The 22,230-nt window shown below is 73.1% G+C and carries 24 protein-coding genes and 1 tRNA gene; 17 read left to right on the top strand and 8 right to left on the bottom strand.

What is annotated here, in order from left to right:
* The gene (locus tag ACFW3D_RS06815; RefSeq protein ID WP_500502202.1) at positions 1-516 is read right to left on the bottom strand and encodes a PaaI family thioesterase; all 516 of its coding nucleotides are present in this window, start codon (positions 514-516) and stop codon (positions 1-3) included.
* A 10-nt stretch (positions 517-526) separates the two neighbouring features.
* On the bottom strand, positions 527-2,194 hold the full coding sequence (gene ctaD / locus ACFW3D_RS06820; protein WP_500502204.1) for an aa3-type cytochrome oxidase subunit I: 1,668 nt from the start codon (positions 2,192-2,194) through the stop codon (positions 527-529).
* 95 nt (positions 2,195-2,289) lie between these two features.
* On the opposite strand from ctaD, the gene ACFW3D_RS06825 reads away from it, so the two are divergent.
* Complete coding sequence (locus ACFW3D_RS06825; protein WP_500502206.1) at positions 2,290-2,832, top strand: sigma-70 family RNA polymerase sigma factor; 543 nt, start codon at positions 2,290-2,292, stop codon at positions 2,830-2,832.
* Positions 2,829-3,848, top strand: a complete 1,020-nt coding sequence (locus ACFW3D_RS06830) for a CU044_5270 family protein (protein WP_500502207.1) — start codon at positions 2,829-2,831, stop codon at positions 3,846-3,848. Before ACFW3D_RS06825 ends, ACFW3D_RS06830 begins: the two co-directional genes overlap by 4 nt.
* 296 nt (positions 3,849-4,144) lie before the next feature.
* Here the strand turns inward: ACFW3D_RS06830 and ACFW3D_RS06835 are convergent, their stop codons facing one another.
* Both ACFW3D_RS06835 and ACFW3D_RS06840 read right to left on the bottom strand, forming a co-directional pair.
* Entirely contained in the window at positions 4,145-6,367 is a 2,223-nt protein-coding gene (locus tag ACFW3D_RS06835) for a family 2 encapsulin nanocompartment cargo protein terpene cyclase (RefSeq protein ID WP_500502209.1), read from the bottom strand.
* Positions 6,368-6,496: 129 nt separating this feature from the next.
* A complete protein-coding gene (locus ACFW3D_RS06840; RefSeq protein WP_500502211.1) occupies positions 6,497-6,922 on the bottom strand; it encodes a DUF7144 family membrane protein in 426 nt (141 codons plus the stop codon).
* 142 nt (positions 6,923-7,064) lie between these two features.
* Between ACFW3D_RS06840 and ACFW3D_RS06845 the strand changes: the two genes are divergently transcribed.
* Positions 7,065-7,661: an HhH-GPD-type base excision DNA repair protein gene (locus ACFW3D_RS06845; protein WP_500502214.1), complete on the top strand. Its 597-nt coding sequence runs from the start codon at positions 7,065-7,067 to the stop codon at positions 7,659-7,661.
* A gap of 23 nt (positions 7,662-7,684) precedes the next feature.
* Here ACFW3D_RS06845 and ACFW3D_RS06850 read toward each other — a convergent pair whose 3' ends face one another.
* Positions 7,685-9,235: a helicase HerA-like domain-containing protein gene (locus ACFW3D_RS06850; protein ID WP_500502215.1), complete on the bottom strand. Its 1,551-nt coding sequence runs from the start codon at positions 9,233-9,235 to the stop codon at positions 7,685-7,687.
* 97 nt (positions 9,236-9,332) lie between these two features.
* Here ACFW3D_RS06850 and ACFW3D_RS06855 point away from each other — a divergent pair, with 97 nt between their 5' ends.
* Positions 9,333-9,629, top strand: a complete 297-nt coding sequence (locus ACFW3D_RS06855) for a type II toxin-antitoxin system VapB family antitoxin (RefSeq protein ID WP_319134963.1) — start codon at positions 9,333-9,335, stop codon at positions 9,627-9,629.
* Between the two features lie 132 nt (positions 9,630-9,761).
* Entirely contained in the window at positions 9,762-10,439 is a 678-nt protein-coding gene (locus ACFW3D_RS06860) for a LytR C-terminal domain-containing protein (protein WP_500502218.1), read from the top strand.
* An 85-nt stretch (positions 10,440-10,524) separates the two neighbouring features.
* On the opposite strand, the gene upp is transcribed toward ACFW3D_RS06860, so the two are convergent.
* Positions 10,525-11,160 (bottom strand): uracil phosphoribosyltransferase, encoded by a 636-nt coding sequence (gene upp, locus ACFW3D_RS06865; RefSeq protein ID WP_500502220.1) that lies wholly within the window; start codon positions 11,158-11,160, stop codon positions 10,525-10,527.
* Positions 11,161-11,305: 145 nt separating this feature from the next.
* Between upp and ACFW3D_RS06870 the strand changes: the two genes are divergently transcribed.
* From ACFW3D_RS06870 to ACFW3D_RS06915, 10 genes are all read left to right on the top strand, one after another.
* Positions 11,306-11,515: a hypothetical protein gene (locus tag ACFW3D_RS06870; protein WP_500460686.1), complete on the top strand. Its 210-nt coding sequence runs from the start codon at positions 11,306-11,308 to the stop codon at positions 11,513-11,515.
* A gap of 221 nt (positions 11,516-11,736) precedes the next feature.
* Entirely contained in the window at positions 11,737-12,279 is a 543-nt protein-coding gene (locus tag ACFW3D_RS06875) for a tRNA adenosine deaminase-associated protein (protein ID WP_500502224.1), read from the top strand.
* A gap of 38 nt (positions 12,280-12,317) precedes the next feature.
* A complete protein-coding gene (tadA, locus tag ACFW3D_RS06880) occupies positions 12,318-12,773 on the top strand; it encodes a tRNA adenosine(34) deaminase TadA (protein WP_500502227.1) in 456 nt (151 codons plus the stop codon).
* A 10-nt stretch (positions 12,774-12,783) separates the two neighbouring features.
* Positions 12,784-12,870 (top strand) — tRNA-Ser (locus ACFW3D_RS06885).
* 282 nt (positions 12,871-13,152) lie between these two features.
* A complete protein-coding gene (locus ACFW3D_RS06890; protein WP_500502229.1) occupies positions 13,153-13,509 on the top strand; it encodes a hypothetical protein in 357 nt (118 codons plus the stop codon).
* Between the two features lie 258 nt (positions 13,510-13,767).
* Positions 13,768-13,932, top strand: coding sequence for a hypothetical protein (locus ACFW3D_RS06895; protein ID WP_018558266.1), 165 nt, complete (start codon positions 13,768-13,770; stop codon positions 13,930-13,932).
* A gap of 31 nt (positions 13,933-13,963) precedes the next feature.
* The gene (locus tag ACFW3D_RS06900) at positions 13,964-14,260 is read left to right on the top strand and encodes a Dabb family protein (protein WP_500502231.1); all 297 of its coding nucleotides are present in this window, start codon (positions 13,964-13,966) and stop codon (positions 14,258-14,260) included.
* Between the two features lie 161 nt (positions 14,261-14,421).
* A complete protein-coding gene (locus tag ACFW3D_RS06905; protein WP_500502233.1) occupies positions 14,422-15,288 on the top strand; it encodes an RNA polymerase sigma factor SigF in 867 nt (288 codons plus the stop codon).
* A 169-nt stretch (positions 15,289-15,457) separates the two neighbouring features.
* Entirely contained in the window at positions 15,458-16,363 is a 906-nt protein-coding gene (locus tag ACFW3D_RS06910) for an RNA polymerase sigma factor SigF (RefSeq protein WP_500502235.1), read from the top strand.
* A gap of 71 nt (positions 16,364-16,434) precedes the next feature.
* Positions 16,435-17,181 carry a hypothetical protein gene (locus ACFW3D_RS06915; RefSeq protein ID WP_500502238.1) on the top strand — a complete coding sequence of 249 codons (747 nt, stop codon included), beginning with the start codon at positions 16,435-16,437 and terminating at the stop codon, positions 17,179-17,181.
* Positions 17,182-17,267: 86 nt separating this feature from the next.
* Here ACFW3D_RS06915 and ACFW3D_RS06920 read toward each other — a convergent pair whose 3' ends face one another.
* Entirely contained in the window at positions 17,268-17,942 is a 675-nt protein-coding gene (locus ACFW3D_RS06920) for an esterase/lipase family protein (RefSeq protein ID WP_500502241.1), read from the bottom strand.
* A 146-nt stretch (positions 17,943-18,088) separates the two neighbouring features.
* Between ACFW3D_RS06920 and ACFW3D_RS06925 the strand changes: the two genes are divergently transcribed.
* The gene (locus ACFW3D_RS06925; RefSeq protein ID WP_500502243.1) at positions 18,089-20,860 is read left to right on the top strand and encodes a helix-turn-helix transcriptional regulator; all 2,772 of its coding nucleotides are present in this window, start codon (positions 18,089-18,091) and stop codon (positions 20,858-20,860) included.
* Positions 20,861-20,955: 95 nt separating this feature from the next.
* Here the strand turns inward: ACFW3D_RS06925 and ACFW3D_RS06930 are convergent, their stop codons facing one another.
* Positions 20,956-21,135: a hypothetical protein gene (locus tag ACFW3D_RS06930; RefSeq protein ID WP_500502246.1), complete on the bottom strand. Its 180-nt coding sequence runs from the start codon at positions 21,133-21,135 to the stop codon at positions 20,956-20,958.
* Positions 21,136-21,241: 106 nt separating this feature from the next.
* On the opposite strand from ACFW3D_RS06930, the gene ACFW3D_RS06935 reads away from it, so the two are divergent.
* A complete protein-coding gene (locus tag ACFW3D_RS06935) occupies positions 21,242-22,177 on the top strand; it encodes an aldo/keto reductase (RefSeq protein WP_500502249.1) in 936 nt (311 codons plus the stop codon).
* The last annotated feature ends 53 nt before the right edge of the window (positions 22,178-22,230 follow it).

Raw genomic sequence — 22,230 nt, forward strand, 5'->3', positions numbered from 1 at the left:
TCAGCCGAAGCGCAGCACCGCGCAGGTCGTCGTGCCGTGGGCGTAGAGCTTCCCGTCGGCCGCGCCGGTCACCCGGGCCTCGGCGGTGGCCGTCGTCCGGCCGACGTGGAGCGCCACGCCCTCGCAGCGCAGCGCGGACGTGCCGGGGAGCACCGGCCGGATCAGGTGCACCCCCAGCTGCACGGTGGTGTAGGTGGATCCGGCCGGGAGGCGGCTCATCACGGCCGAGCCGAGCGCGGAGTCCAGCAGGGTGGCCAGGAAGCCGCCGTGCACCGTGCCCATCGGATTGAGCAGGTGGTCACCGGGATCGCCCTCGAAGACCGCGCGCCCGTCGCCGACCTCGACGAAGCGGAAGCCCAGGGTGCTCATGATCGAGGACTCTGGGAAGCGGCCGTCGATCGCGCCCTGCAGGACCTCGCGCCCGGTCAGCGCCAGGAGTTCCGGGGTGGGCTCGGGGCGCGGCTCCCAGGTGTGGGTGCGCGAGCGGGTGGCGGTGGCGGTGCCGTACGTCGTCATGGCACCGACGCTAGGCCTCGGACCGGGTCGCCGGGAGTGGCGCATCCGGCAGCTTGGATACCGTTCCCGACACCATGGGTGCGACGTGGTGCAGGTCGAAGGCAGGCGATTCGGACCGGATACGCGGCAGGGAGCGGAAGTTGTGGCGCGGCGGCGGGCAGCTCGTCGCCCACTCCAGGGAGCGGCCCCAGCCCCACGGGTCGTCCGTCCCGACCGGCTCGCCGTACTTCGCCGTCTTCCACACGTTGTAGAGGAACGGCAGGAACGACAAGCCCAGCAGGAAGGAGCTGATCGTCGAGACGGTGTTGAGCGTGGTGAAGCCGTCGGCGGCCAGGTAGTCGGGGACGCGCCGCAGCATGCCCTGCGTGCCCAGCCAGTGCTGGACGAGGAAGGTGCCGTGGAAGCCGGTGAAGAGCGTCCAAAAGGTGATCTTGCCCAGGCGCTCGTCGAGCATCTTGCCGGTGAACTTCGGCCACCAGAAGTGCAGCCCGGAGAACATGGCGAAGACGACGGTGCCGAAGACGACGTAGTGGAAGTGCGCCACCACGAAGTAGGTGTCGGAGACCTGGAAGTCCAGCGGCGCGGACGCCATGATCACCCCGGTGAGGCCGCCGAAGACGAAGGTCACGAGGAAGCCGGTCGCCCAGAGCATCGGCGTCTCGAAGCTCAGCGAGCCCTTCCACATCGTGCCGATCCAGTTGAAGACCTTCACCCCGGTCGGCACCGCGATGAGCAGCGTCATGAAGGAGAAGAAGGGCAGCAGCACACCGCCGGTGACGTACATGTGGTGCGCCCACACCGTCGCCGACAGCCCGGCGATGGAGATCGTCGCCGCGATCAGGCCGGTGTAGCCGAACATCGGCTTGCGCGAGAAGACCGGTATGACCTCGCTCACTATCCCGAAGAACGGCAGCGCGATGATGTAGACCTCGGGGTGGCCGAAGAACCAGAACAGGTGCTGCCACAGCAGGGCGCCGCCGTTCGCCGGGTCGAAGATGTGCGCCCCGAACTTCCGGTCCAGCTCCAGCGCGAGGAGCGCCGCGGCCAGCACCGGGAAGGCCATCAGCACCAGCACCCCGGTGAGCAGCACGTTCCAGGTGAAGATCGGCATCCGGAACATCGTCATGCCCGGGGCCCGCATGCAGACGATCGTGGTGATGAGGTTGACCGCGCCGAGGATGGTCCCGAAGCCGGACAGCGCCAGCCCCATGATCCACAGGTCGCCGCCCGCACCCGGCGAGTGCACGGCGCTCGACAGCGGCGCGTAGGCGAACCAGCCGAAGTCCGCCGCGCCCTGCGGGGTGAGGAAGCCACCCACCGCGATCAGCGAGCCGAAGAGGTAGAGCCAGTACGCGAGCATGTTGAGCCGGGGGAACGCGACGTCCGGGGCGCCGATCTGCAGCGGCATGATCCAGTTCGCGAAACCGGAGAACAGCGGCGTCGCGAACATCAGCAGCATCACGGTGCCGTGCATCGTGAACAGCTGGTTGAACTGCTCGTTCGACATCACCTGCAGCCCGGGGCGGGCGAGCTCGGCGCGCATCAGCAGGGCCATCACGCCGCCCCCGCAGAAGAAGGCGAACGCCGTACCGAGGTAGAGCGTGCCGATCGCCTTGTGGTCGGTCGTGGTCAGCCATCGCACGGCGGACGCCGTGCGCCGGGGGAACGTGAGCCTCATGCCCGTTAGGTGTCCGGGCCCGCATGGGGCGTCACGCGGAAAACGTCACAGCGGCGAAGTGTGATGATCGGTGTCATGGCGGACACCAAGCGGTCATGAGCACGGACGAGACGCGGTCACAGGCGTTCGCCGCTGCCTACCGCGAGCACTACTGGGCGGTCAGCCGCTACGTCGCCCGGCGGACGGCGGGGTGGGCGGCGTACGACGAGGTGGAGGAAGTGGTGGCGGAGGTCTTCGCCGTCGCTTGGCGGCGTCGTACCGAGGAGGTCTCGTACACGCTGCCCTGGCTGTACGGCGTCGCCCGCAACTGCCTGGCGAACAGCATGCGCGGGCAGGGGCGGCGGCGCAGGCTGCTGGACCGGATCGGGAACCACGAGACGGCGCACGGCGCGCACCTCGTGCCGAGCCCCGGCGACGACGCACCCGGCACCTGGGTGCACGAGGCGCTGGGCCGGCTCGCGGCGGCCGACCAGGAGGTGCTGCGGCTGACCGCCTGGGAGGAGCTGGACGTCGCGGAGCTGGCGGTGTCCCTCGGCTGTGGGCGCTCCGCGGCCGCCATGCGCCTGCACCGGGCGCGCCGCAGGCTGCGCGAGCAGATCGACCGCATGGGGATGACCGTCACCCAGGAGGGGCCATGACCGAGCTGGAACCCGAGCTGGAGCTGCTGCGCCGGGCCGATCCCGTGCCGGCCGGGGATCCGCGCTGGCGCGACCGCCCCCTGGACGCGCGCGCCGAACGGGGACTGCGGCGGTTGCTGGACTCCGCGGCGGTGCCCGCACCCGCCGCCCGCCGGACCGTCCGGCGGATCGGCGGACTCGCCACCGGCCTGGCCGCCGTCGCCGCGACCGTGGTGGCCGTCCTGGTCGTCGTGCTCTCCGGGGCCGGCACGACCCCGGCGGTCGCCGCCCCCGTGGCGCTGCGTCCGCTGGCCGGGTCGCGGGAGGTCCTGCTGGCCGACGTGGCCGGGGCGGCACGGGACGCGGCGACGCGGGGCGGCGGCCCGGGCACCCGCCGCGGGAGCCACGTGATGACGTGGAGCATGGCCATGGAGGCGGGCCCGGGCGCCCGCCCGCCCGTCACCCTGCCCGAGGAGCACCTCACCCGCTGGAACGCCGACGGCAGTGGCACCGAACTGGTCGTCGCCACCGACCCGCGGCACCCAGGGGAGCCGGTGATCAGCGACTCCGGCGGCTCCCCGCACACCGTCGCGGACGGCGAGGTGCTGCACCGCGCCGCGTACCCGCCGGGCACCCTCCCCCCGTACGGCCGCTCGGGGACCGAGCCCCCGGACTCCGCGCAGGAGCTGCGGGCGTACCTGTCCCAGGTGTACGGCTGCGCCTGCGCCGGCACACCGGAACTGGTGGACGCGCTGGCCTCGCTGCTGCAGGACTGGACGCCGGGGCCCGCCGGCGCCGCCGCGGTCGACGAACTCCTCGCGTCCGCCCCGGGCCTGCGACCGGCCGGCGCCGTCACCGACCGGCTGGGCAGGCGGGGCCAGGCCTACGTCCACGACGCCGCCGGGCTGCGCCGCATGCTCGTCCTCGACCCGGCCGACGGACGCGTCCTGGGCATCGAGGAGACGTTCACGCGGGACCAGCCCGAGTACCGGGTGAAGGCGGGCGACGTCATGTCCTACCAGGCCTGGATGGACTGACGCCGACCCGCCGTCTCACGCGAAGCGGCCGCTGCGCACCGGACCGGACGGGGCGGCCCATTCCCGCGGCCCGCCCGGCCAACGGCCCGCCGGCCGGGCCGCGAAGGAGCGGAAGGCCTCGTCCGTGTCGGGCGGGGTCCCGCCGTCGCCCGGGTCCGGGGCCGGCCGGGACCTGCACAACGGGCCGGCCCGGACGGCCCTCGCCCACAAGCCGCACACCGCGCGCCCGGCGCTCCCTCCTCCCGCGCCACCGGGGGCGGGGGACGCAGGTCTCGCGCGCCCCCCGCCCCCCGGGGTCAGCGCGCGGCCGGGACCCCGAGGCGGGCCGCGGACGTGCCCAGGCCGGTCGGGCCGGTGGGCAGGCGGACTCCCCCCACCGGGCGGCGCAGTTCCGCCTCGTCGTAGCGGTGGCAGCCGCGGTGCCAGGCCAGGATGCCCGCGAGCCAGTTCTGCAGCTCGCGCACGTAGCCGTCCAGCACCGCCCGCGCGTCCGCGTCGAGGGCGAAGTCGTCGTACAGGACGGGAAGTTCGTTCGCCGCGACGTGCTGGAACTGCCGCATCCGCCCGCTCATCAGGTCGTGGACGACGGCGAGCGAGGCCGGCTCGTCGCAGTCGAAGAAGTTCCGAACGACCAGCAGGGCGTTGTGGATCTCGCCCTCGTACTCGATCTCCTTCCGGTAGGAGAAGACGTCGTTCATCAGACAGGCGTAGTCGGCGGCGGAGTTCTCCAGCGACCGCATCGGCCCGCTGCGGTAGACCTCCTCGGGCACCTGCCGGCCGTGGCCCAGCCGGCACAGGCTCATCGTCAGGTCGGAACCGAAGGTGTGGCGGCGCATCTCCAGGTAGTCGACGGGGTCGGGGATGCGGTTCTGCGCCTGGTTGGCGAGTTCCCACAGCCAACTGGCGGTCATGTTCTCCACGGCGGTGCGGAAGCGGCGTCGCGCCTGCGGTTCCATCGGCCCGGCCGTCCGCGTCCACAGGTCGGACAGGCTCCGTTCCAGGGCGGTCGCCGGGACCGGCGCGGCGGAGCCGTCGACCGGCATGCAGGCCGACAGGCGCTCGTTGGCCGCGCGGGCGCCGGCCAGGTCGCGGGTGCGGCCGTACACGGCGGGGAACCAGTCGTCGGCGTAGGTGCCCCAGGTGAGCCAGCCCGAGGTGAGGTCCAGCCCCTCGGGCGTCGCGTCGGGGTGGATGCCGGCGGCGCACAGCGGGAAGTCGAAGGCGAGCAGCTTGCGCTCGTCCCACAGGTGGGAGTGCGGGACCCCGGGCTGCGGCAGCAGCAGGCCCATCCGGTGGGCCCAGTCGACGACATGGCGCCGGGCGGTGTCCAGGTGCGGGCTGAGCGTGGCCCGGTAGGGCATGAGGAAGTCGGGCAGCGGGGTCGGCCCGACCGGCCGCGGCACGTGCAGGAAGCCGCGGACGCGGGCCGCCTCGGCGCGGCCGGTGGTCCGCACGGTGCCCGCGGACACCCCGAGCCCGCCGGGCAGCGCGAACGGCGACCATCCGGTGTCCGCGCCGCCGCCCGACCCACCGCCGTTCATGTAGCGGCTGGAGCGCATGTGCCACTCGTGGCCGCCGGACTGCCAGTCCTGCAGGCCCTTGGCGTACGCCAGCACGCGCGCGCACTGCTCCGGGTCGAGCGCGTGCTCGGCGAAGAGCGGCGGCAGCTCGGTGAGCGCGGTGTTCTCGAACTGCTGCAGCCGGGAGGTGAGCAGGTCGTTGACCGACTCCGCGGCCTCCTGCGTCGTGCAGCCGAGGAAGGTCTCCAGGACCAGCACGCCGTTGCTGAGCTCGCCCTCCTCCTCGGTCTCGCGCTGGTACGAGAAGAGGTCGTTGCGCAGGTGCACCGCGTCGGAGAAGGCGTCCCGCAGCACGAGCAGCGGCCGCGCCCCGGCGACGGCGGCCGGCACCTCGGCCCCGGCGGCGTACTCCACCAGTCCCGCCGACCAGGGCGCGCCGCCGACCTTGCGGCGCATCTCGATGTACTCCACCGGGTTGGGCACCCGGCCCGCGTTGATGTTGGACAGCTCCCACAGGGATTCGTTGAGCAGGTGCTCCGTGCTCTCCGCGAAGCGCCCGCGCCACTCCATCGACATCGCGGGCACCGTGCGCGTCCACAGGTCGGCCAGGCCCGCCTCCACCGGGTTCCGCGGCTCGGGCATGCCCTGCGCCAGGTCCATCGGCATGAAGGCCGGCAACCGGTCCAGGTACGCCTTGCCGCCCTCGCGGTCCTGCGTGCGCTTGAACGCCTCCAGGAAGTGGTCGTCGAAGAAGAAGACCCACACGTACCAGTCCGTCACCAGCGAGAGGGCCGGTCCGGAGCAGTCCGGATGCGTGTACGCGCACAGCAACGCGTAGTCGTGCGAGTCGAGGTCGCCGGTGTCCCAGATGCCCGAGCCCTCGAGCATCCCCATCTCCCGCGCCCACCCGCGGGAGTGCTCGCGGGCCTCCTCCACATGGGGGTTGAGTCGCGCGGGGTGCGGCAGGTAGAAGTCGGGCAGTTCAAATGGCTGCGTCACTCGTTCAGCGCTACCCGGCGCCTCGGGCGCTATCCGGCATCGCGGGCAACCCCTACGAACGGGTGAAAACTCCCCCGGAAACAGCGGGGCCGGCCCGTGCGCCGGGCCGGCCCTCGTCGTCCGCGGACGTCAGACCCGCTTCGGGTGCTCCCCCCAGCTCCTGCACAGCGCCCAGATGACGAAGACATCGATCGCGATGACGATGATCGCCCAGACCGGCGTGTACGGCATCCACGCGAAGTTCACGATGATGTTGAACGCCGCGAGGGCGACACCGGCGACCCGGGCCCAGTCGGGGGCGTTCTGGAGCAGGGCGGCGCCGACCACGATGACCAGCACGCCGAGCACGAGGTGGATCCAGCCCCACGCCGTCAGGTTGAACTTGAAGACGTAGTCGCCGAGCCGGACCCAGACGTCGTCCTGGGCGATGGCCGAGATGCCCTCCAGGATCATCACGACACCGGAGACGAGGAGCAGCACCCCGGCGAAGGTGGTACCGCCCGTCGCCCACCCCGAGTGCCGGCGCTCGGTGACCGGCTGTGTCTGCTGGCTCATGAGATGGCTCCCGTCCCTCGGTGCCCGGGCTCGCTGCCCGGACACTCCACACGGTCCGCCCGCCCGGTGGGTACGGCCATCCGCGCACCGCCGTCCGGGTGACCCGCGGGCGGCAAACCCCGGCAGGCGAGATCATCGGTGCATGGCAACCACACTCCACCTCGCCCAGCAGCCCGAGGCCGATGCCCTGCTCTCCCGCAGTCCGCTGGCGGCCCTGGTCGGCATGCTGCTCGACCAGCAGATCCCCATGGAATGGGCCTTCTCCGGCCCCTGGACCATCGCGCAGCGCATGGGCCGCGACGACCTCGACGCCGGAGAGATCGCGGCCTACGACCCCGAGGCCTTCTCCGGGCTGCTCTCGCAGAAGCCCGCCGTCCACCGCTACCCGGGGTCGATGGCCAAGCGGGTCCAGCAGCTGTGCCAGTACCTCGTGGAGCACTACGAAGGCGACGCCGGGGCGGTCTGGAGCGGGGTCTCCGACGGCCGCGAGCTGCTGACCAGGCTCAACGAACTGCCCGGCTTCGGGAAGCAGAAGGCGCAGATCTTCCTCGCGCTGCTGGGCAAGCAGCTCGGCGTGACGCCCGGGGGGTGGCGCGAGGCGGCGGGCGCCTACGGGGAGCGGGACTCCCACCGGTCGGTGGCCGACATCACCGGCCCGGAGTCGCTGGACAAGGTGCGGGCCTTCAAGCAGGAGCAGAAGCGGGCCGCCAAGGAGGCGAAGGCCGCGAAGGGGTCCTGACCCGACCTGACCCCGTCCCGACCCTAACGACGGCGGCGCTTGGACGTGCCGAAGAGCGACCGCGTGATCTCCCGCCCGATCTGGGTGCCGATGGAGCGGGCCAGCGACTGGAAGACCCCGCTGCCCATCACCTGTTCCACCACCCCCGTCTCCTCCTGCGGCCGCTCCCGGCGCCCGCGGCCCGCGGGACCCGGCGCGGACGGCCGCGCGGGGGCCGGCTCGGGCCGTCCGGCCAGCCGTTCGTACGCCGACTCCCGGTCCACCGCCTGCGCGTAGCGCCCGTACAGCGGTGAGTTCCCGATCGCCGCGTCCATCGCCGCCGGGTCCGCGGGGCCCATCAGCGAACGCGGCGCCCGCAGCCGCACCGCGGCGACCGGGGTGGGGGCGCCGTCCTCGTCGAGGACGGTGACCACGGCCTCGCCGGTGCCGAGCCCGGTGAGCAGTTCCTCCAGGTCGTACGGCGAGGTGGGGAAGGTGCGCACCGTCGCCTTGAGCGCCTTGGCGTCCTCCGGAGTGAAGGCGCGCAGAGCGTGCTGCACCCGGTTGCCCAGCTGCCCGAGCACCTCGGAGGGCACGTCCTTCGGGGTCTGCGTCACGAAGAAGATGCCGACGCCCTTGGAGCGGATCAGCCGCACGGTCTGCGTGATGGCCTCCAGGAAGGCCTTGCTCGCCCCGGAGAAGAGCAGGTGCGCCTCGTCGAAGAAGAACACCAGCTTGGGCCGGTCCAGGTCGCCGACCTCAGGCAGTTCCTCGAAGAGGTCGGCCAGCAGCCACATGAGGAAGGTGGAGAAGAGCTGCGGCCGGTCCTGCACTGCGGGCAGCTCCAGAACGGAGACGACGCCCCGCCCGTCGCCGTCGCTCCGCAGCAGTTCGGCGGTGTCGAACTCCGGCTCGCCGAAGAACGCCCCCGCCCCCTGTGCCTCGAAGGCCGTCAGCGACCGCAGGATCACCCCCGCCGTCGCGGGTGAGACCCCGCCGATCCCCTTAAGCTCCGGCTTGCCCTCGTCGGAGGTGAGGAAGGTGACCACGGCCCGCAGGTCCTTCAGGTCCAGCAGTTCCAGGCCCTTGGTGTCGGCGTAGTGGAAGATCAGGCCGAGCGACTGCTCCTGCGTGGTGTTGAGCCCCAGCACCTTGGACAACAGCACGGGCCCGAAGCTCGTCACCGTGGCCCGCAGCGGGATGCCCCGGCCCATGCCGCCGAGGGCGTAGAACTCGGCGGGGCAGCCGGCCGGGCTCCAGTCCTGCCCCACCTCGGCGGCCCGCCGGGCGACGCGGTCGCCGGGCGCGCCCGGGGCCGAGATGCCGGAGACGTCGCCCTTGACGTCGGCCAGGAAGACCGGCACGCCCTGCGCGGAGAGCTGTTCCGCGACGAGTTGGAGCGTCTTGGTCTTGCCGGTGCCGGTGGCGCCCGCGACGAGGCCGTGCCGGTTGAGCACCGCCAGCGGGACCCGGACGGGGGCCTCGGGCAGTGCCCGCTCCTCCCAGAGCAGGGCGCCGAGTTCGAGGGCCGGACCGGTGAAGGCGTACCCCTCGGCGATGGCCCGGGCGGCGCCGGGTGGGCTCGGCGTGGTCATGGGCTGCTCCGCTGCTCCCGCTATCACCGTATTTGCCCACCATCGCACTCCTGCGCCGTTGCTGCGCCCGTACGCCCTTGCCCGGTAGGCTTTCCGTGTGATCTTCAAGCGCATCGGAAACGGGCGGCCGTACCCCGACCACGGCCGGAAAAGCACCCGTGAATGGGCGGACGTCGCCCCACGTCCGGTACGCCTCGACCAGTTGGTCACCACCAAGGGGCAACTCGACCTGGAGACCCTGCTCGCCGAGGACTCGACGTTCTACGGGGACCTGTTCGCTCACGTCGTGAAGTGGCAGGGCGACCTCTACCTGGAGGACGGCCTCCACCGGGCGGTGCGCGCGGCGCTGCAGCAGCGCCAGGTACTGCACGCCCGCGTGCTGGAGATGGACTGACCTCAGGACCGCTCCGCCGGCCCGTCTGCACCGGGGGACTCCTTCGCCCTTTCGGGTTCAAGTCCCCCTGAATGGCCCCGATTGGTTGATCGTTTAGTAGGCCCGGACGCCCGATCGCACTACGCTGCGCACATGAGCATGCTGACGCCCCCTGGCATGGGCGGAAAGTACCGGGTGACCGGGAACCAGTACCCGCGGATGCGCCGCCCCCGGAGCAGGGTGCGCATCGTGGCGGTCGTCGTGACGACCGTCGCCGTGGTCGGCCTGGCCGGCTGGGGCACGCTCCAACTGGTGGACGTCTTCGGCGGCAAGTCCACGCCGGTGAAACCCGCGGCCGCCAAGGCCGGGAACACCGGCAAGGAGCGCACCTGCAAGACCGCGGCCGCCCCGGGTTCCGCCGGGTCGGCCCCCACCGCCTTCCCGGAACCCGGCGAACTCACGATCAACGTCTACAACGCCACCGCCAAGGGCGGGCTGGCCAAGGACACCGCGGACGAGTTCGCCGCACGGGGCTTCAAGGTGGGCACCTTCGGCAACGCCGACCCCCAGTACGACCGCAAGGTCAAGGAGGCCGCGCTGCTGATCGGCGGCCACGGGCCCAAGGCCGAGGCCGCGATGAAGCTGGTCAGCGCCCAGATCAAGGGCACCAGCACGCTGAAGCCCGCGGCCGCCGGCTCCAAGCGCCCCACCGGCACGGTGGACGTGATGCTCGGCAAGGGCTTCACCAAGCTCTCCGGCGACAAGGCCGTCGAGAAGGCCCTCGCCGCCCTGGCCCGTCCGAGCGCGGCGCCGAGCGCCGGCACCTGCTAGGTACCGCGGTACCGCAGTACGACGGAACCGGCCGCCGGGGCGTCAGGCCCCCGCGGCCGGTTCCGTGTGCGTGGGACGGCGGGCGTCAGCCCGCCGTGCCGTAGAGGCGGTCGCCCGCGTCGCCGAGGCCGGGGACGATGTAGCCCTGCTCGTTGAGGTGGTCGTCGACCGCCGCGGTGACCACGGTGACCGGCTTGCCGGCCAGCGCGCGCTCCATCGCGTCGACGCCCTCCGGGGAGGCGAGCAGCACCACGGCCGTCACGTCGTCGGCGCCCCGCTCGATCAGCAGCTCGATCGCGGCGATCAGCGTGCCGCCGGTGGCCAGCATCGGGTCCAGGACGTACACCTGCCGGCCGGACAGGTCCTCCGGCATGCGGGTGGCGTAGGTCTTGGCCTCCAGGGTCTCCTCGTCGCGGATCATGCCGAGGAAGCCGACCTCCGCGGTCGGCAGGAGACGCACCAGGCCCTCCAGCATCCCGAGGCCGGCCCGCAGGATCGGCACGACCAGCGGACGCGGGTGGGACAGGCGCACGCCCGTGGTGCCGGCGACGGGCGTGCTGATGTCCACCTGCTCGGTGCGCACGTCACGGGTCGCCTCGTAGGCGAGCAGGGTGACCAGCTCGTCGGCCAGCCGACGGAAGGTCGGCGAGTCGGTGCGCTCGTCGCGCAGGGTGGTGAGTTTGTGCGCCACCAGGGGGTGGTCGACGACGTGGATCCGCATGTCCACGACTCTAACCTTCGGCCTGTGCCCCGGCCTGCCCGGTCCGTACGGCCGGTCAGGCTTCGAACCACCCGGGAGAGGGAATGCGTGCACTTACGCCCGGACTGTCCCGGCCGGGCACGTGGATCTCTAGGGGTGGTGCCCCATGGCGGAGCGCGGCAGCGACGGCGCCGGCGCGGACGACGCGGGCGACGCCCGTACGCAGCAGGAGCGCGACGCCGAACGCCGACGGCGGCGCGCCATGTTCCTGCGCGAACTGAACGAGGCCAAGGAACTCCGCGACCGCGTCCAGCCGCGCCGGGCGCGCGCGGCACGCGCGCGGCAGCAGATGCGGATGCGGACGTTCCGCTGGTAGTCCCCAGGTCGGCACGATGCCCCCACCTGGCGGGCACCGGCGGGGTCCGCGCAGGCCGCCGCGCGGAAAAAAGCCGCAAGGCCTGGCACGCGGCACGCGCGGAAGACCCTTCGCAAAGCCGAGGTTTCTGCCACGATGCCGAGTGTGGGCGGGGACCTGCGCCAGATCATTCGGCTCCCGCCCGTTAGTCCGGACGGCCTGAGACCTGTGGGAGAGTCACGGTGTACTTCGCCGCACTGCTCGCGCGCACCGAGGACGGTTGGGAAGCGCGCGAGACCGATCTCGACGATGTGGAAACCCTCGGCGACCTGACCGACTTGGCCCGGGCGGCTTCAGCCGGGGAGGATACGGTCCTGGTCTTCATCGAACAGGAGGACGCCTGGTTCGGCGTCGTCCGCGTCGACGGTGAGGAGGACCCGCGGATCTACGTGTCCGACGCCGCCGCCGCGGCGCGCAGCTCGTACGGGGAGATCCTGCTCACCGACGAACTGCTCGGCCGGGACCCGGAGGACCTGGACGAGATCGTCGACCTCGACGGCACCGAGGAAGGTGACGCCGACGACCTCGACGACGACGTGGTGCCCGGCCCGACGGAGGTGCACGTCCCCGTCGGCCCGCTCGGGGACGCCGATCTCCTCGCGGACTTCGGGATGAGCGACAAGGAACTGCTGGGCCTCAGCGGCGACGGCGCGCTGACCGGGGAGGCGCTCGGGGAGATCGCCGACTCGCTGGGCTGCGCCGACGTGCTGGAGGCGGTCCGCTGACCGGTCCCGACCCGCTGCGCGACCCCTGGGTCTCCCCGATGCGGCTCGCCCTCGAGGAGGCACGCCTCGCCCCGCGCACCGGGGACGTGCCGGTGGGCGCGGTCGTGCTGTCCCCGCAGGGCACGGTCATCGGCCGCGGCCGCAACGAACGCGAGGCGGTCGGCGACCCGACCGCCCACGCGGAGGTCATCGCCGTCCGCGAGGCCGCGAAGGCGCTCGGGGAGTGGCGGCTGACCGGCTGCACGCTGGTGGTGACCCTGGAGCCCTGCACGATGTGCGCGGGGGCCGTCGTCGCCTCCCGCCTCGAGCGCGTCGTCTACGGGGCGCCCGACGAGAAGGCCGGCGCGGCGGGCTCCCTGTGGGACCTCGTCCGCGACCGCCGGCTCAACCACCGTCCGGAAGTGATCCACGGCGTGCTGGCCGAGGAGTGCGGTGAGCTGCTCACCCGTTTCTTCCGCTCAAAGGATTTCGGAGCACACCCGGACGTCCGCTAAGCTCTCTCTCGGTAGCGTGTCCGAGCGGCCTAAGGAGCACGCCTCGAAAGCGTGTGAGGGGGCAACTCCTCCGTGGGTTCAAATCCCACCGCTACCGCTCTGAGCTTGTGAAGGGCGGCACCCGGGACATTTCCCGGGTGCCGCCCTTCGTTCATGGCCGACGGTGGCCGCGGTACGCCGAGCGGCGCGGTAGCCCGATCGGCCGCCTCCCCGCCCGCGATTCCCTTGTCCTTCGCGGCCGGCCGTACGGACGTACGCTCCCGGCAGCGGCCCGCGTGACCTCCGCCACACGCGCCTCCATGTCCGGTCCGGCGATGTCCCGCGTGCGGGTGGGTGGGGCCGGGCGGCGCGTACCGAGCGGGGCCTGTCGCCGATGCGGATGACGGACACCCAGTTCGCTTCCGTCGCGGAGGACAGCGGTGCGCGCGTGCTGGGGTTCCGGCGGTTGCCGGATGGGTTTGCGCGGGCCCTCGCCGACGCGTCGGCCGGTGGTCCGGTGGCCCACGTGGAAGCCGAGTACTTCGGCGGTGTGGGCGAGCAGCGGGCTGCCGTCTGGGACGGCGGCACCATCGCGCCGGGACCGCTCCACGTGGCGGAGGGCCGGCCCTTTCCGTCCAGCGGCAGTCCGATCTCCCAGGCGCTGCGGCGGTGGGGCGCAGTGGCAGGCGCCGGCGAGGACGAGTTCTCAGCCGTGGGGTTGGACCGGCATCGACACGGCGAGGCGTGGATTGCCTGACGCGCGGGCACCGGAGCCCGACCAGGGTGGTGGGCGCTGCCCGGCTCCCCGCGCGCAGCTCCTCCCCTCGGCCGCGGAAGTCCCGGGGCCACGCGGTCGGACAGGTGCCGCTGCCGGACCGGGTGTTCCGGTGTTTTCCGGCCTTCCGGACGTGCTGTGGCGAGCGTCACACACGCAGCGGCGCGGGTCGCGGATCACCCGCAAGGAGGCCTTCCGCCACCCGGTCTGATTGGGCCATCCGGTGGATACACTCCAGCCATGGCGCAGGCGAAGAAAATCACCATGTACGTCATCGTGGCTTTCGTGCTCTATACGATCGTGACGTCGCCGGCCCGCGCAGCCGATCTCGTGCAGATAGGCTTCCAGGGCATATCGGACGCCGCCAAGGGCGTCGGGGAGTTCATGACCGCGCTGGTCAACTGACCGGCCGGGAGCCGGTGAGGAGCGCAGCACCGTGATACGCCACCTGGTCCTTTTCAAACTCGACGCGGACGTCGAGCGCGACGACCCCCGGGTCGTGGCCGGCGTCGACGCCTTCGAGCGGCTCGGCGGGCAGATCCCCGAGCTGGCCTCCTGGGAACTGGGCTGGAACATCTCGGACCGCCCGATCGCCTACGACTTCGCGATCAACTCCTCCGTGGCGGACGCCGACGCGCTCAAGGCGTACCTGGAGCATCCCGCACACCAGGCCGGGGTGGCGCTGTGGCGCGAGTTCTCCACCTGGGTGGTCGCCGACTACGTGTTCGAGTGACGCCCCGCGGCGGCCCCTCCGGCCCCGCTCCTGACGCACAGCCCTCCGCCCGCCGGGCGGAGGGCTTTTTCTCTGAGGGCCGCGCCTCACTTGCACACAGTCCACATGAATTGTGATGCTATGACCGCTTTTGCCGGATGAGTGGACCGATGAGGAGTGGCATGTCCGTGTCGGCCCGACCCGCGTCACCATCGACCTCCGGAGACGGGAGCGGGACCGGTACGGCGACCGGCGGCGGCAACCGCGAGAGGAGCACCAACAGCAACGCGGTGGAGGCGCGGGCGCTGACGCAGGTGCTGTTCGAGCAGTTGTCGGGGCTGGAGCCGGGCACTCCGGAGCACGCCCGGGTCAGGGCCGCCCTCATCGAGGTGAACCTGCCGCTGGTGCGCTACGCGGCCGCCCGCTTCCGCAGCCGCAACGAGCCGATGGAGGACGTCGTCCAGGTCGGCACGATCGGGCTGATCAACGCCATCGACCGCTTCGACCCGGAACGCGGGGTGCAGTTCCCGACGTTCGCGATGCCGACCGTCGTCGGCGAGATCAAACGTTACTTCAGGGACAACGTCCGCACCGTTCACGTCCCGCGCCGGCTGCACGAGCTGTGGGTCCAGGTCAGCGGCGCCATCGAGGACCTGACGGTGGCCCACGGACGCACCCCCACCACCGCGGAGATCGCCGACCGGCTGAAGCTCTCCGAGGACGAGGTGCTGGCCTGCCTGGAGGCCGGGCGGGCGTACCACGCGACGTCCCTGGAGGCGGCCCAGGAGGGCGGCGACGGGGCGCCCGGGCTGCTGGACCGGCTCGGCTACGAGGACCCGGCCCTGACCGGTGTGGAGCACCGGGACCTGGTGCGGCACCTGCTGGTGCAGCTCCCCGAGCGGGAACGGCGGATCCTGCTGCTGCGCTACTTCGGCAATCTGACGCAATCGCAGATCAGCGCCGAACTCGGCGTTTCGCAGATGCATGTGTCGCGTCTGCTGTCCCGCAGCTTCGCCCGGCTCCGATCCGCAAATCAGCTCGAATCGTAACCCTTGCGGACTACCCACCCCCTGAGAAATAAGTCGACATGGCGCTACAGCGCGTTGCCGACATGTGACATTCTGCGGGAACCGCGTTTGTCGCGGTCCGGCCTCCGGTATTCCAGTGGAGGAACGAACCGTCGCCCGCGACACCCGTCCGCGACCTCAAGGGGGTGGCATGTCCGTAGAAGTGGGCAGTCCGAAGGTGCTGAACACCGACGCGCCGCACGATGCTCCTGACGGCAAGGCCATCGACGCCGCCGGCACCGCCGTCGCCGACACCACCACCGTCGACAGCACGATCGAGGCCATCGACACGAGCGTCGACACCCGCACGCTCTCCCGCTCGCTGTTCCTGCGGCTCGCCGAGCTGTCGGACGACAGCCCGGAGCGGGCGTACGTACGGGACACGCTCATCGAGCTGAACCTGCCGCTCGTGCGCTACGCCGCGGCCCGCTTCCGCAGCCGCAACGAGCCGATGGAGGACATCGTCCAGGTCGGCACGATCGGGCTGATCAAGGCGATTGACCGCTTCGACTGCAACCGCGGAGTGGAGTTCCCCACCTTCGCGATGCCCACGATCGTCGGCGAGGTGAAGCGCTTCTTCCGCGACACCTCGTGGTCGGTGCGGGTGCCGCGCCGGCTGCAGGAGCTGCGGCTGGCGCTGACCAAGACCAGCGACGAGCTCGCCCAGCGGCTGGACCGCTCGCCCACCGTCTCCGAACTCGCGGCGGCGCTCGGCGTCTCCGAGGAGGACGTGGTCGACGGCCTGGCGGTCGGGAACGCGTACACCGCCAGCTCGCTGGACTCCCCGCCCCCGGAGGACGACGGCGGCGAGGGCTCGCTGGCCGACCGGCTGGGCTACGAGGACACCGCGCTGGAGGGCGTGGAGTACCGCGAGTCGCTCAAGCCGCTGCTCGCCCAGCTGCCCGCGCGGGAGCGGCGGATCATCATGCTCCGCTTCTTCGCCAACATGACGCAGTCGCAGATCGGCGAGGAGGTCGGCATCTCCCAGATGCACGTCTCCCGGCTGCTGACCCGGACCCTGGCGCAGCTGCGCGAGGGCCTGACCGCCGAGCAGTAGGGCGGGGGCCGGCCGCCGGAGGGACCGGACCGGGCGGTTCATTCCTGACGGTTCGTCAGTACACTGGCGTGATGGTGCACATACCACCGGGCCGCCGGGGCGCGCTGGCCGCTGCCTCGGCGGCCGTCGTCTGTCTGGGTGCCTTCGCCGCGCTGGGCCCGGACTGCGGGGGCGACGGGCCGGGTTACGTGGCCGTCGGCGTCCCGGGACCGGCCGGCGGCCCCGCGGTGAACGCCCCGCCCTCCGGTGACGTGGACCTCGTGCCGCTGGACGGCCGCTCCGCCTCGCCCTCCGGGCCCGGCCGCACTCCGCCCGCCGCGGCGGGTGTCCCGGACGCCCGCGCCGGTGCCGGCTCCTCGCCTCCCGCGGACGCTCCCGGGGGACCCGGCCCCACGAGCGCCCCGCCACGGCAGGACGGCACCACGCCGCCTCCGGCCTCCTCCAAGGACCCCACGGGGCACCCGGCTCCCGGAGGTCCGGCCTCCTCCTCTTCCGCACCCGCGCCCGGCGCGCCGGCGCATTTGGTGGTGGGCGCGGTCGAGCGTGCGGCGGCCGCCGACCGCTGGTGCGAGAAGGTCACCGTCACCCTCGCCAACACCGGCGACCGTGCCGCCACCGCGGGCACGGTCACCTTCGGCACCCATGTCATCGGCCTGCTGGGGGTCGACTGGGCCACGGTCGGCAGCAGCCGCACCGCACCGGTGCCGGTGCCCGGCGGCGGCAGCGCGAAGGGGACCTGGGAGGTCTGCGTCGAGGCCTGGCGGGTCCCGCTGGGCATGCACGTCGAGACCCGGGACGTCTCCGTCGCGGACTCCTGACCGCCCGCTCGCCGCGGGCACGCGCGGACGGGGGCCGCTCCGTCGCCGGACCGGCCCCCGCTTCACGGGAAGGCGTGGTGGTGCGATCAGCCGGCCAGGTAGGAGCGGATCTGGCCGAGGGTGCCGGTGTCGCTGAGGAACCCGATGTGGGTCGTGCAGGCCACCAGGTGGTTGTTCGCGCCGCTCAGCGGGGTGCTGGTGTACGGGATGATGATCCCGTCGCACGGCGAGTACCAGGTCGCGTAGACCGTGCTGCCCGGAGTCTCGTCACCGCTGCTGATGGTGCGGACGAAGGACGAGCCCGGGAGCATCTCGACGCAGGACGCGTAGATCACGCAGGCCGAGGCGTAGGTGGTGCCGTGGTTCGCGCCCGCGACCGAGGCGACCCGGCGGACGGACGAGGTGCCGCCGAGCTGTGTGAGGTACCACTGGGTGACCAGGCCGCCCATCGAGTGGTTGACGATGTCGACCTTGGTCGCGCCGGTGCGGGACAGCACCTGGCGCACGTAGCCCGCCAGCCCCGCGGCGCTGGTCTTGTTCGACTGCGCCCAGTTGTACTCGTACGCGAAGAGCTCGCTGCGGCTGTAGCCGCCGGCCACGAAGACCGACTCCGCGTAGTCCCAGTTGCTCGCGCTGCCGGTGTAGCCGTGCACGAAGACCACCGGGGTGTGGGTCGCGGCGTTCGCGGTGCCCGGCGCCGCGAAGGTGCCGAGGCCGACGGCGGCCGCCACGGTGAGCAGGATCGCCCATATTCGTCGCATCTGAACTCCTTGTCGTGGGGGTCGACAGGAGTCTCGGAGCGGTTCGCGGGCGACGGACCGGTGGAATCACCAGTGTCGTTCCTGTCATGAACGGAACATGACGCACGACCCTTCCCTCCCCGTGGGCGCCAGCAGACACTGGCGTCATGGAGGCCGGACGGACCGAACCCGCCGCGTGGCCGCCGGCGCTGTACGGCCGGGACCGCGAACGCACCCTCCTGGACGCCCTGCCGGACCGGGCCCGGCACGGCGGGGGACGGGCGCTGCTGCTGCTCGGCGGACCGGGCACCGGACGGACCTCCCTGCTCACGGCCACGGCGCGGGCCGCCGCGGCGTCCGGCGCGACCGTGCTGCGCACCGACGGCGTACGGGCCGAGGCGCGGGTCCCGCTCGCCGGACTGCACCGCACCCTGCTGCCGCTCGACCCGCGCGTCCGGGCCTTGCCGGGACCGCACGGCGCGACGCTGGCCGAGGTCCTGGCCGGCCGGGTGCCCGCGGGGGGCGAACTCGCGCTGGGCGCCGCGCTGTCCGGCCTGGTCGCCGGACTCGCCCGCCCGGCGCCGCTGCTGTGGTGCGTGGACGACGCGCACCTGCTGGATCCCGAGACGCTGCGCGCGCTGGGCATGGCGGCGCGCCGCCTCACCGGGATCGCGGCCGCCGTGGTGTTCGCCGCCGACGAGGGCCGCCCCGCCGCCGCGGCGCTGGAGGGCCTGGACGTCCTGCGCCTGGGACCGCTGTCACCGGACGCCGCCCGCCGGACGCTCGCCGACCGCTTCCCCGGGCTGCCGCCACGCGGTTCGGACGCGGTCACGGTGCTCGACCTGGCGGCGGGCAACCCGCTGGCCCTGGTGGAACTCGCCGCGGCGGCCGTGGACGGGCGGCTGCCCGAACCGCCCGCGCTGCCCGAGGGCAGCAGGCTGCGCGAGCGGCACCGGGAGCGCTTCCTCGCCCTCACGCCGGGCGCCCGCGCCGTGGTGGCACTCCTGCTCTGCGGCGGACCGCTGGCCGTACCCGTACTGGAGTCCGCCGCCCGCCGCCGAGGGCCGGGCGCCGGCGGCGTCGAGGAGGCCCGTGCCGGCGGGCTGGTCGAGCTGCGCGACGGGACGGCGACCGTACCGGGACGGCTGCTGCGCGCCTCGCTGACCGCACTGCTCTCCCCCGCCGACCGGCTGGCCGCGCACGGGACGCTGGCCTCGGTGCTGGACCCCCCGGCCGCCCGGCTGTTCCGGGCCCTGCACCGGCTCGGCCGAGCGGCCGAGCCGTCGCCGGGGACGGAACGGGAACTGGAGGCCGCGGCCGGGGCCGCCCGGAGGTCGGCCGGCCACGCGGCGGCCGCCGCCGCGTGGGAGCGCGGCGCCGAGGCCGCCGGCCGTCCGCACACCCGGGTCCGCTGGCTGGTCGCGGCCGCCGCCGACGCACAGGCCGCCGGGCAGACCCGGTGGGCGCGCGGCCTGCTGCGCCGGGCCGGCGCGCAGGGCGGTCCGGCACCGGGCGGGGCGCCGGGCGCGCTGGTGCAGGGCGAGATCGAACTGCGCGACGGGGTGCCCGCCGTGGCCTGCCGCGACCTGACCGCCGCGGTCGGCGGCTTCAGCGCCGACCGGCGCGCACCGGCCGTACGGGCCCTGATGCTCGCCGGCGAAGCGGGCTGCGTGGCAGGGGACTTCGCCGCCTTCTTCGCCCTCGCGGACCGTGCCGACGCCCTGCGCCGCAGCGACGACCCGCCGGAACAGCGCCTGGTCTTCGACCACTTCGCGGGCCTCGCGGCGACCTTCCGGGGCCGGCACGACCGCGCGCAGTGGGCGCTGCGCCGGGTGGTCCGGCTCGCCGAGACGCTGACGGACCCGGAGTCCGCGATCTGGGCGGCCCAGGCCGCGTACACCCTGGGGGACGCACCGAGGGCGCACGCCCTGGCGACCTCGGCCGTGCACCGGGCGCGGCGCCAGGGTGCGGGCGCGCTGGTGCCTGCGGCCCTGGTCTACGAGGCGCTGTGCGCGCTGGCGCTCGACCGGTACGCCGCGGCCGGGGCCGCCGCCGAGGAGGGGCTGCGGCTCGCGGAGGCGACCGGCCAGCGCAACCTCGCCGTCGACCACCTCGCGGTGCTGGCGCTGCTCGCGGCGCTGCAGGGCGACAGCGCCACCGCCGGGCTGCGGATGGGGGCCGCGGAACGCGCCGTCGCCGTACGGGGGCTGGGCCGTCCCGGGGCCTTCAACTGCTGGGTGTCCGCCTGCGCGGACCTCGCCGCGGACCGGCCCGCCGACGCGCTGTCCCGCTTCGCCCGCATGCGCGGCGGCGCGGGCCAGGTGAACCTGGCGGTCCGGGGGATGGCCGCGCCCCACTTCGTCGAGGCGGCGGTGCGCTGCGGACAGCGGGCGAAGGCGGCGGGGGCACTGCGCGCGTACGAGCACTGGGCGGCGGCGAGCCGCAGCAGCGTACGGCTGGCGCTGGCGCACCGCTGCCACGGGCTGCTGGCGGAGGACGACGCGAGCGCGGTGGACCACTTTCGGGAGGCGCTGCGGCTGCACAAGGGCGACGACACCGTGCTGGAAATGGCCAAGACGGAGCTGTTCTTCGCGTCCCGCCTGCGGCGCACCCGCCGGCCCGGCGAGGCCCGCGGCCTGCTGCGGGACGCGGTGGCGGTGTTCCGGCAGTTCGACGCCCGCCCCTGGGCGGAACGGGCCGCGGCGGAACTGCGCGCCGCCGGGGACCGGGTGGGCCCGGTGGACCGGGAGCCCGGCGGCCGCCGGGAGCTGACGGCGCAGCAGACGAGGATCTCCGAGCTGGTGGCACAGGGCGCCACCAACCGCGAGATCGCCGATCTGCTGCTGCTCAGCACGCGGACGGTCGAGTACCACCTGCGGAACGTCTTCAGCCGGCTCGGGGTGCGCTCACGCGTCGAGCTGGCGTCGCTGTTCCGCTGAGCGGGGCGGGGCCGCCGGGCACGGGCGCACGACGGCCGCCGGACGGCCGGCGACCGCCGGCGTCCGGTGTCGGTGGACGGGGTGTGGCGCGCCGGTCAGGCGACCGCGAACCAGACCACGGCGGCGATCACGACGACGGCCGCGATGACGCCGACGATCAGCCCGGTCTTGTTGCCGCCCGCGGCCTGGACCTGGGCGGGCTCCTCGTCGACGAAGGCGCGGAACATCTGCGTGTTGCCGGCCGGGTCGTAGTTGTTGTTGTCAGGGGTAGTCATGGGGCAGGACCCTAGCGAAGTCATGTTGCGGTGGTCACCCCCGGTCCGCCGTTGGCGAGGGGAACAGCCGGGGAATACCGCCCGTCCCCGCCGCGTCCAAGAGCACATGGCACTCATCGGCAACTCTGATCTCGACGTCTTCCCCCTCTGCCTCGGCGGCAACGTCTTCGGCTGGACCGCGGACGAGGCGACCTCCTTCGAGGTGCTGGACGCCTACGCGGAGGCGGGCGGCAACTTCGTCGACACCGCGGACGTGTACTCGGCCTGGGTCCCCGGCCACACCGGAGGGGAGTCCGAGACCGTCATCGGCTCCTGGCTCGCCAAGCGCGGCCGCCGCGACGACGTCGTCGTCGCGACCAAGGCCGGCTCCCACCCCGGCTTCAAGGGCCTGAAGGCCGCGACGGTCAGGGCCGCCGCGGAGGAGTCGCTGCGCCGGCTGGGCACCGACCGGATCGACCTCTACTACACGCACTACGACGACCCCGAGACCCCCGTCGAGGAGATCGTCACCGCCCTGGACGCGCTGGTCCGCGAGGGCAAGGTCCGTCAGGTCGCGGCCTCCAACATCAGCCCCGAACGGCTCGCGGCCTCCCTGGAGTTCGCCGAGCGCGAGGGCCTGACGAAGTACGTGGCGCTGCAGCAGCACTACAACCTGGTGGAGCGGGAGCAGTACGAGGGGCCGCTGCGCGGGGTCGTCGAGGCGCACGGCCTCGCCTCCGTGCCGTACTTCGGTCTGGCGCGGGGCTTCCTCACCGGCAAGTACCGGCCCGGCGTCACCGTGGACAGCGCCCGGGCGGAAGGCGCGGGCGCCTACCTGGGGTCGGAGCGCGGGCCGCGGGTGCTGGCCGCGCTCGACGAGGTGGCGGCGGCGCACGGCGTGGAGCCGGCGAGCGTCGCGCTTGCCTGGCTGCGCTCCCGGCCCACCGTCGTGGCGCCGATCGCCAGCGCCCGTACGCCCGGGCAGCTGACCGCATTGCTGGCCTCGGTGGACCTGGAACTGACCGCCGCGGAGCTGGAGCGGCTCACGGAGGCTTCCGCCTGACCTGCGCCTTTCATCCGACGACCCGCCTTCTTGACCGGAGGCGGGTCGTTCCT

Origin of the sequence: Streptomyces sp. NPDC058864, from assembly GCF_042742985.1 — a bacterium.
GTDB lineage: Bacteria > Actinomycetota > Actinomycetes > Streptomycetales > Streptomycetaceae > Actinacidiphila.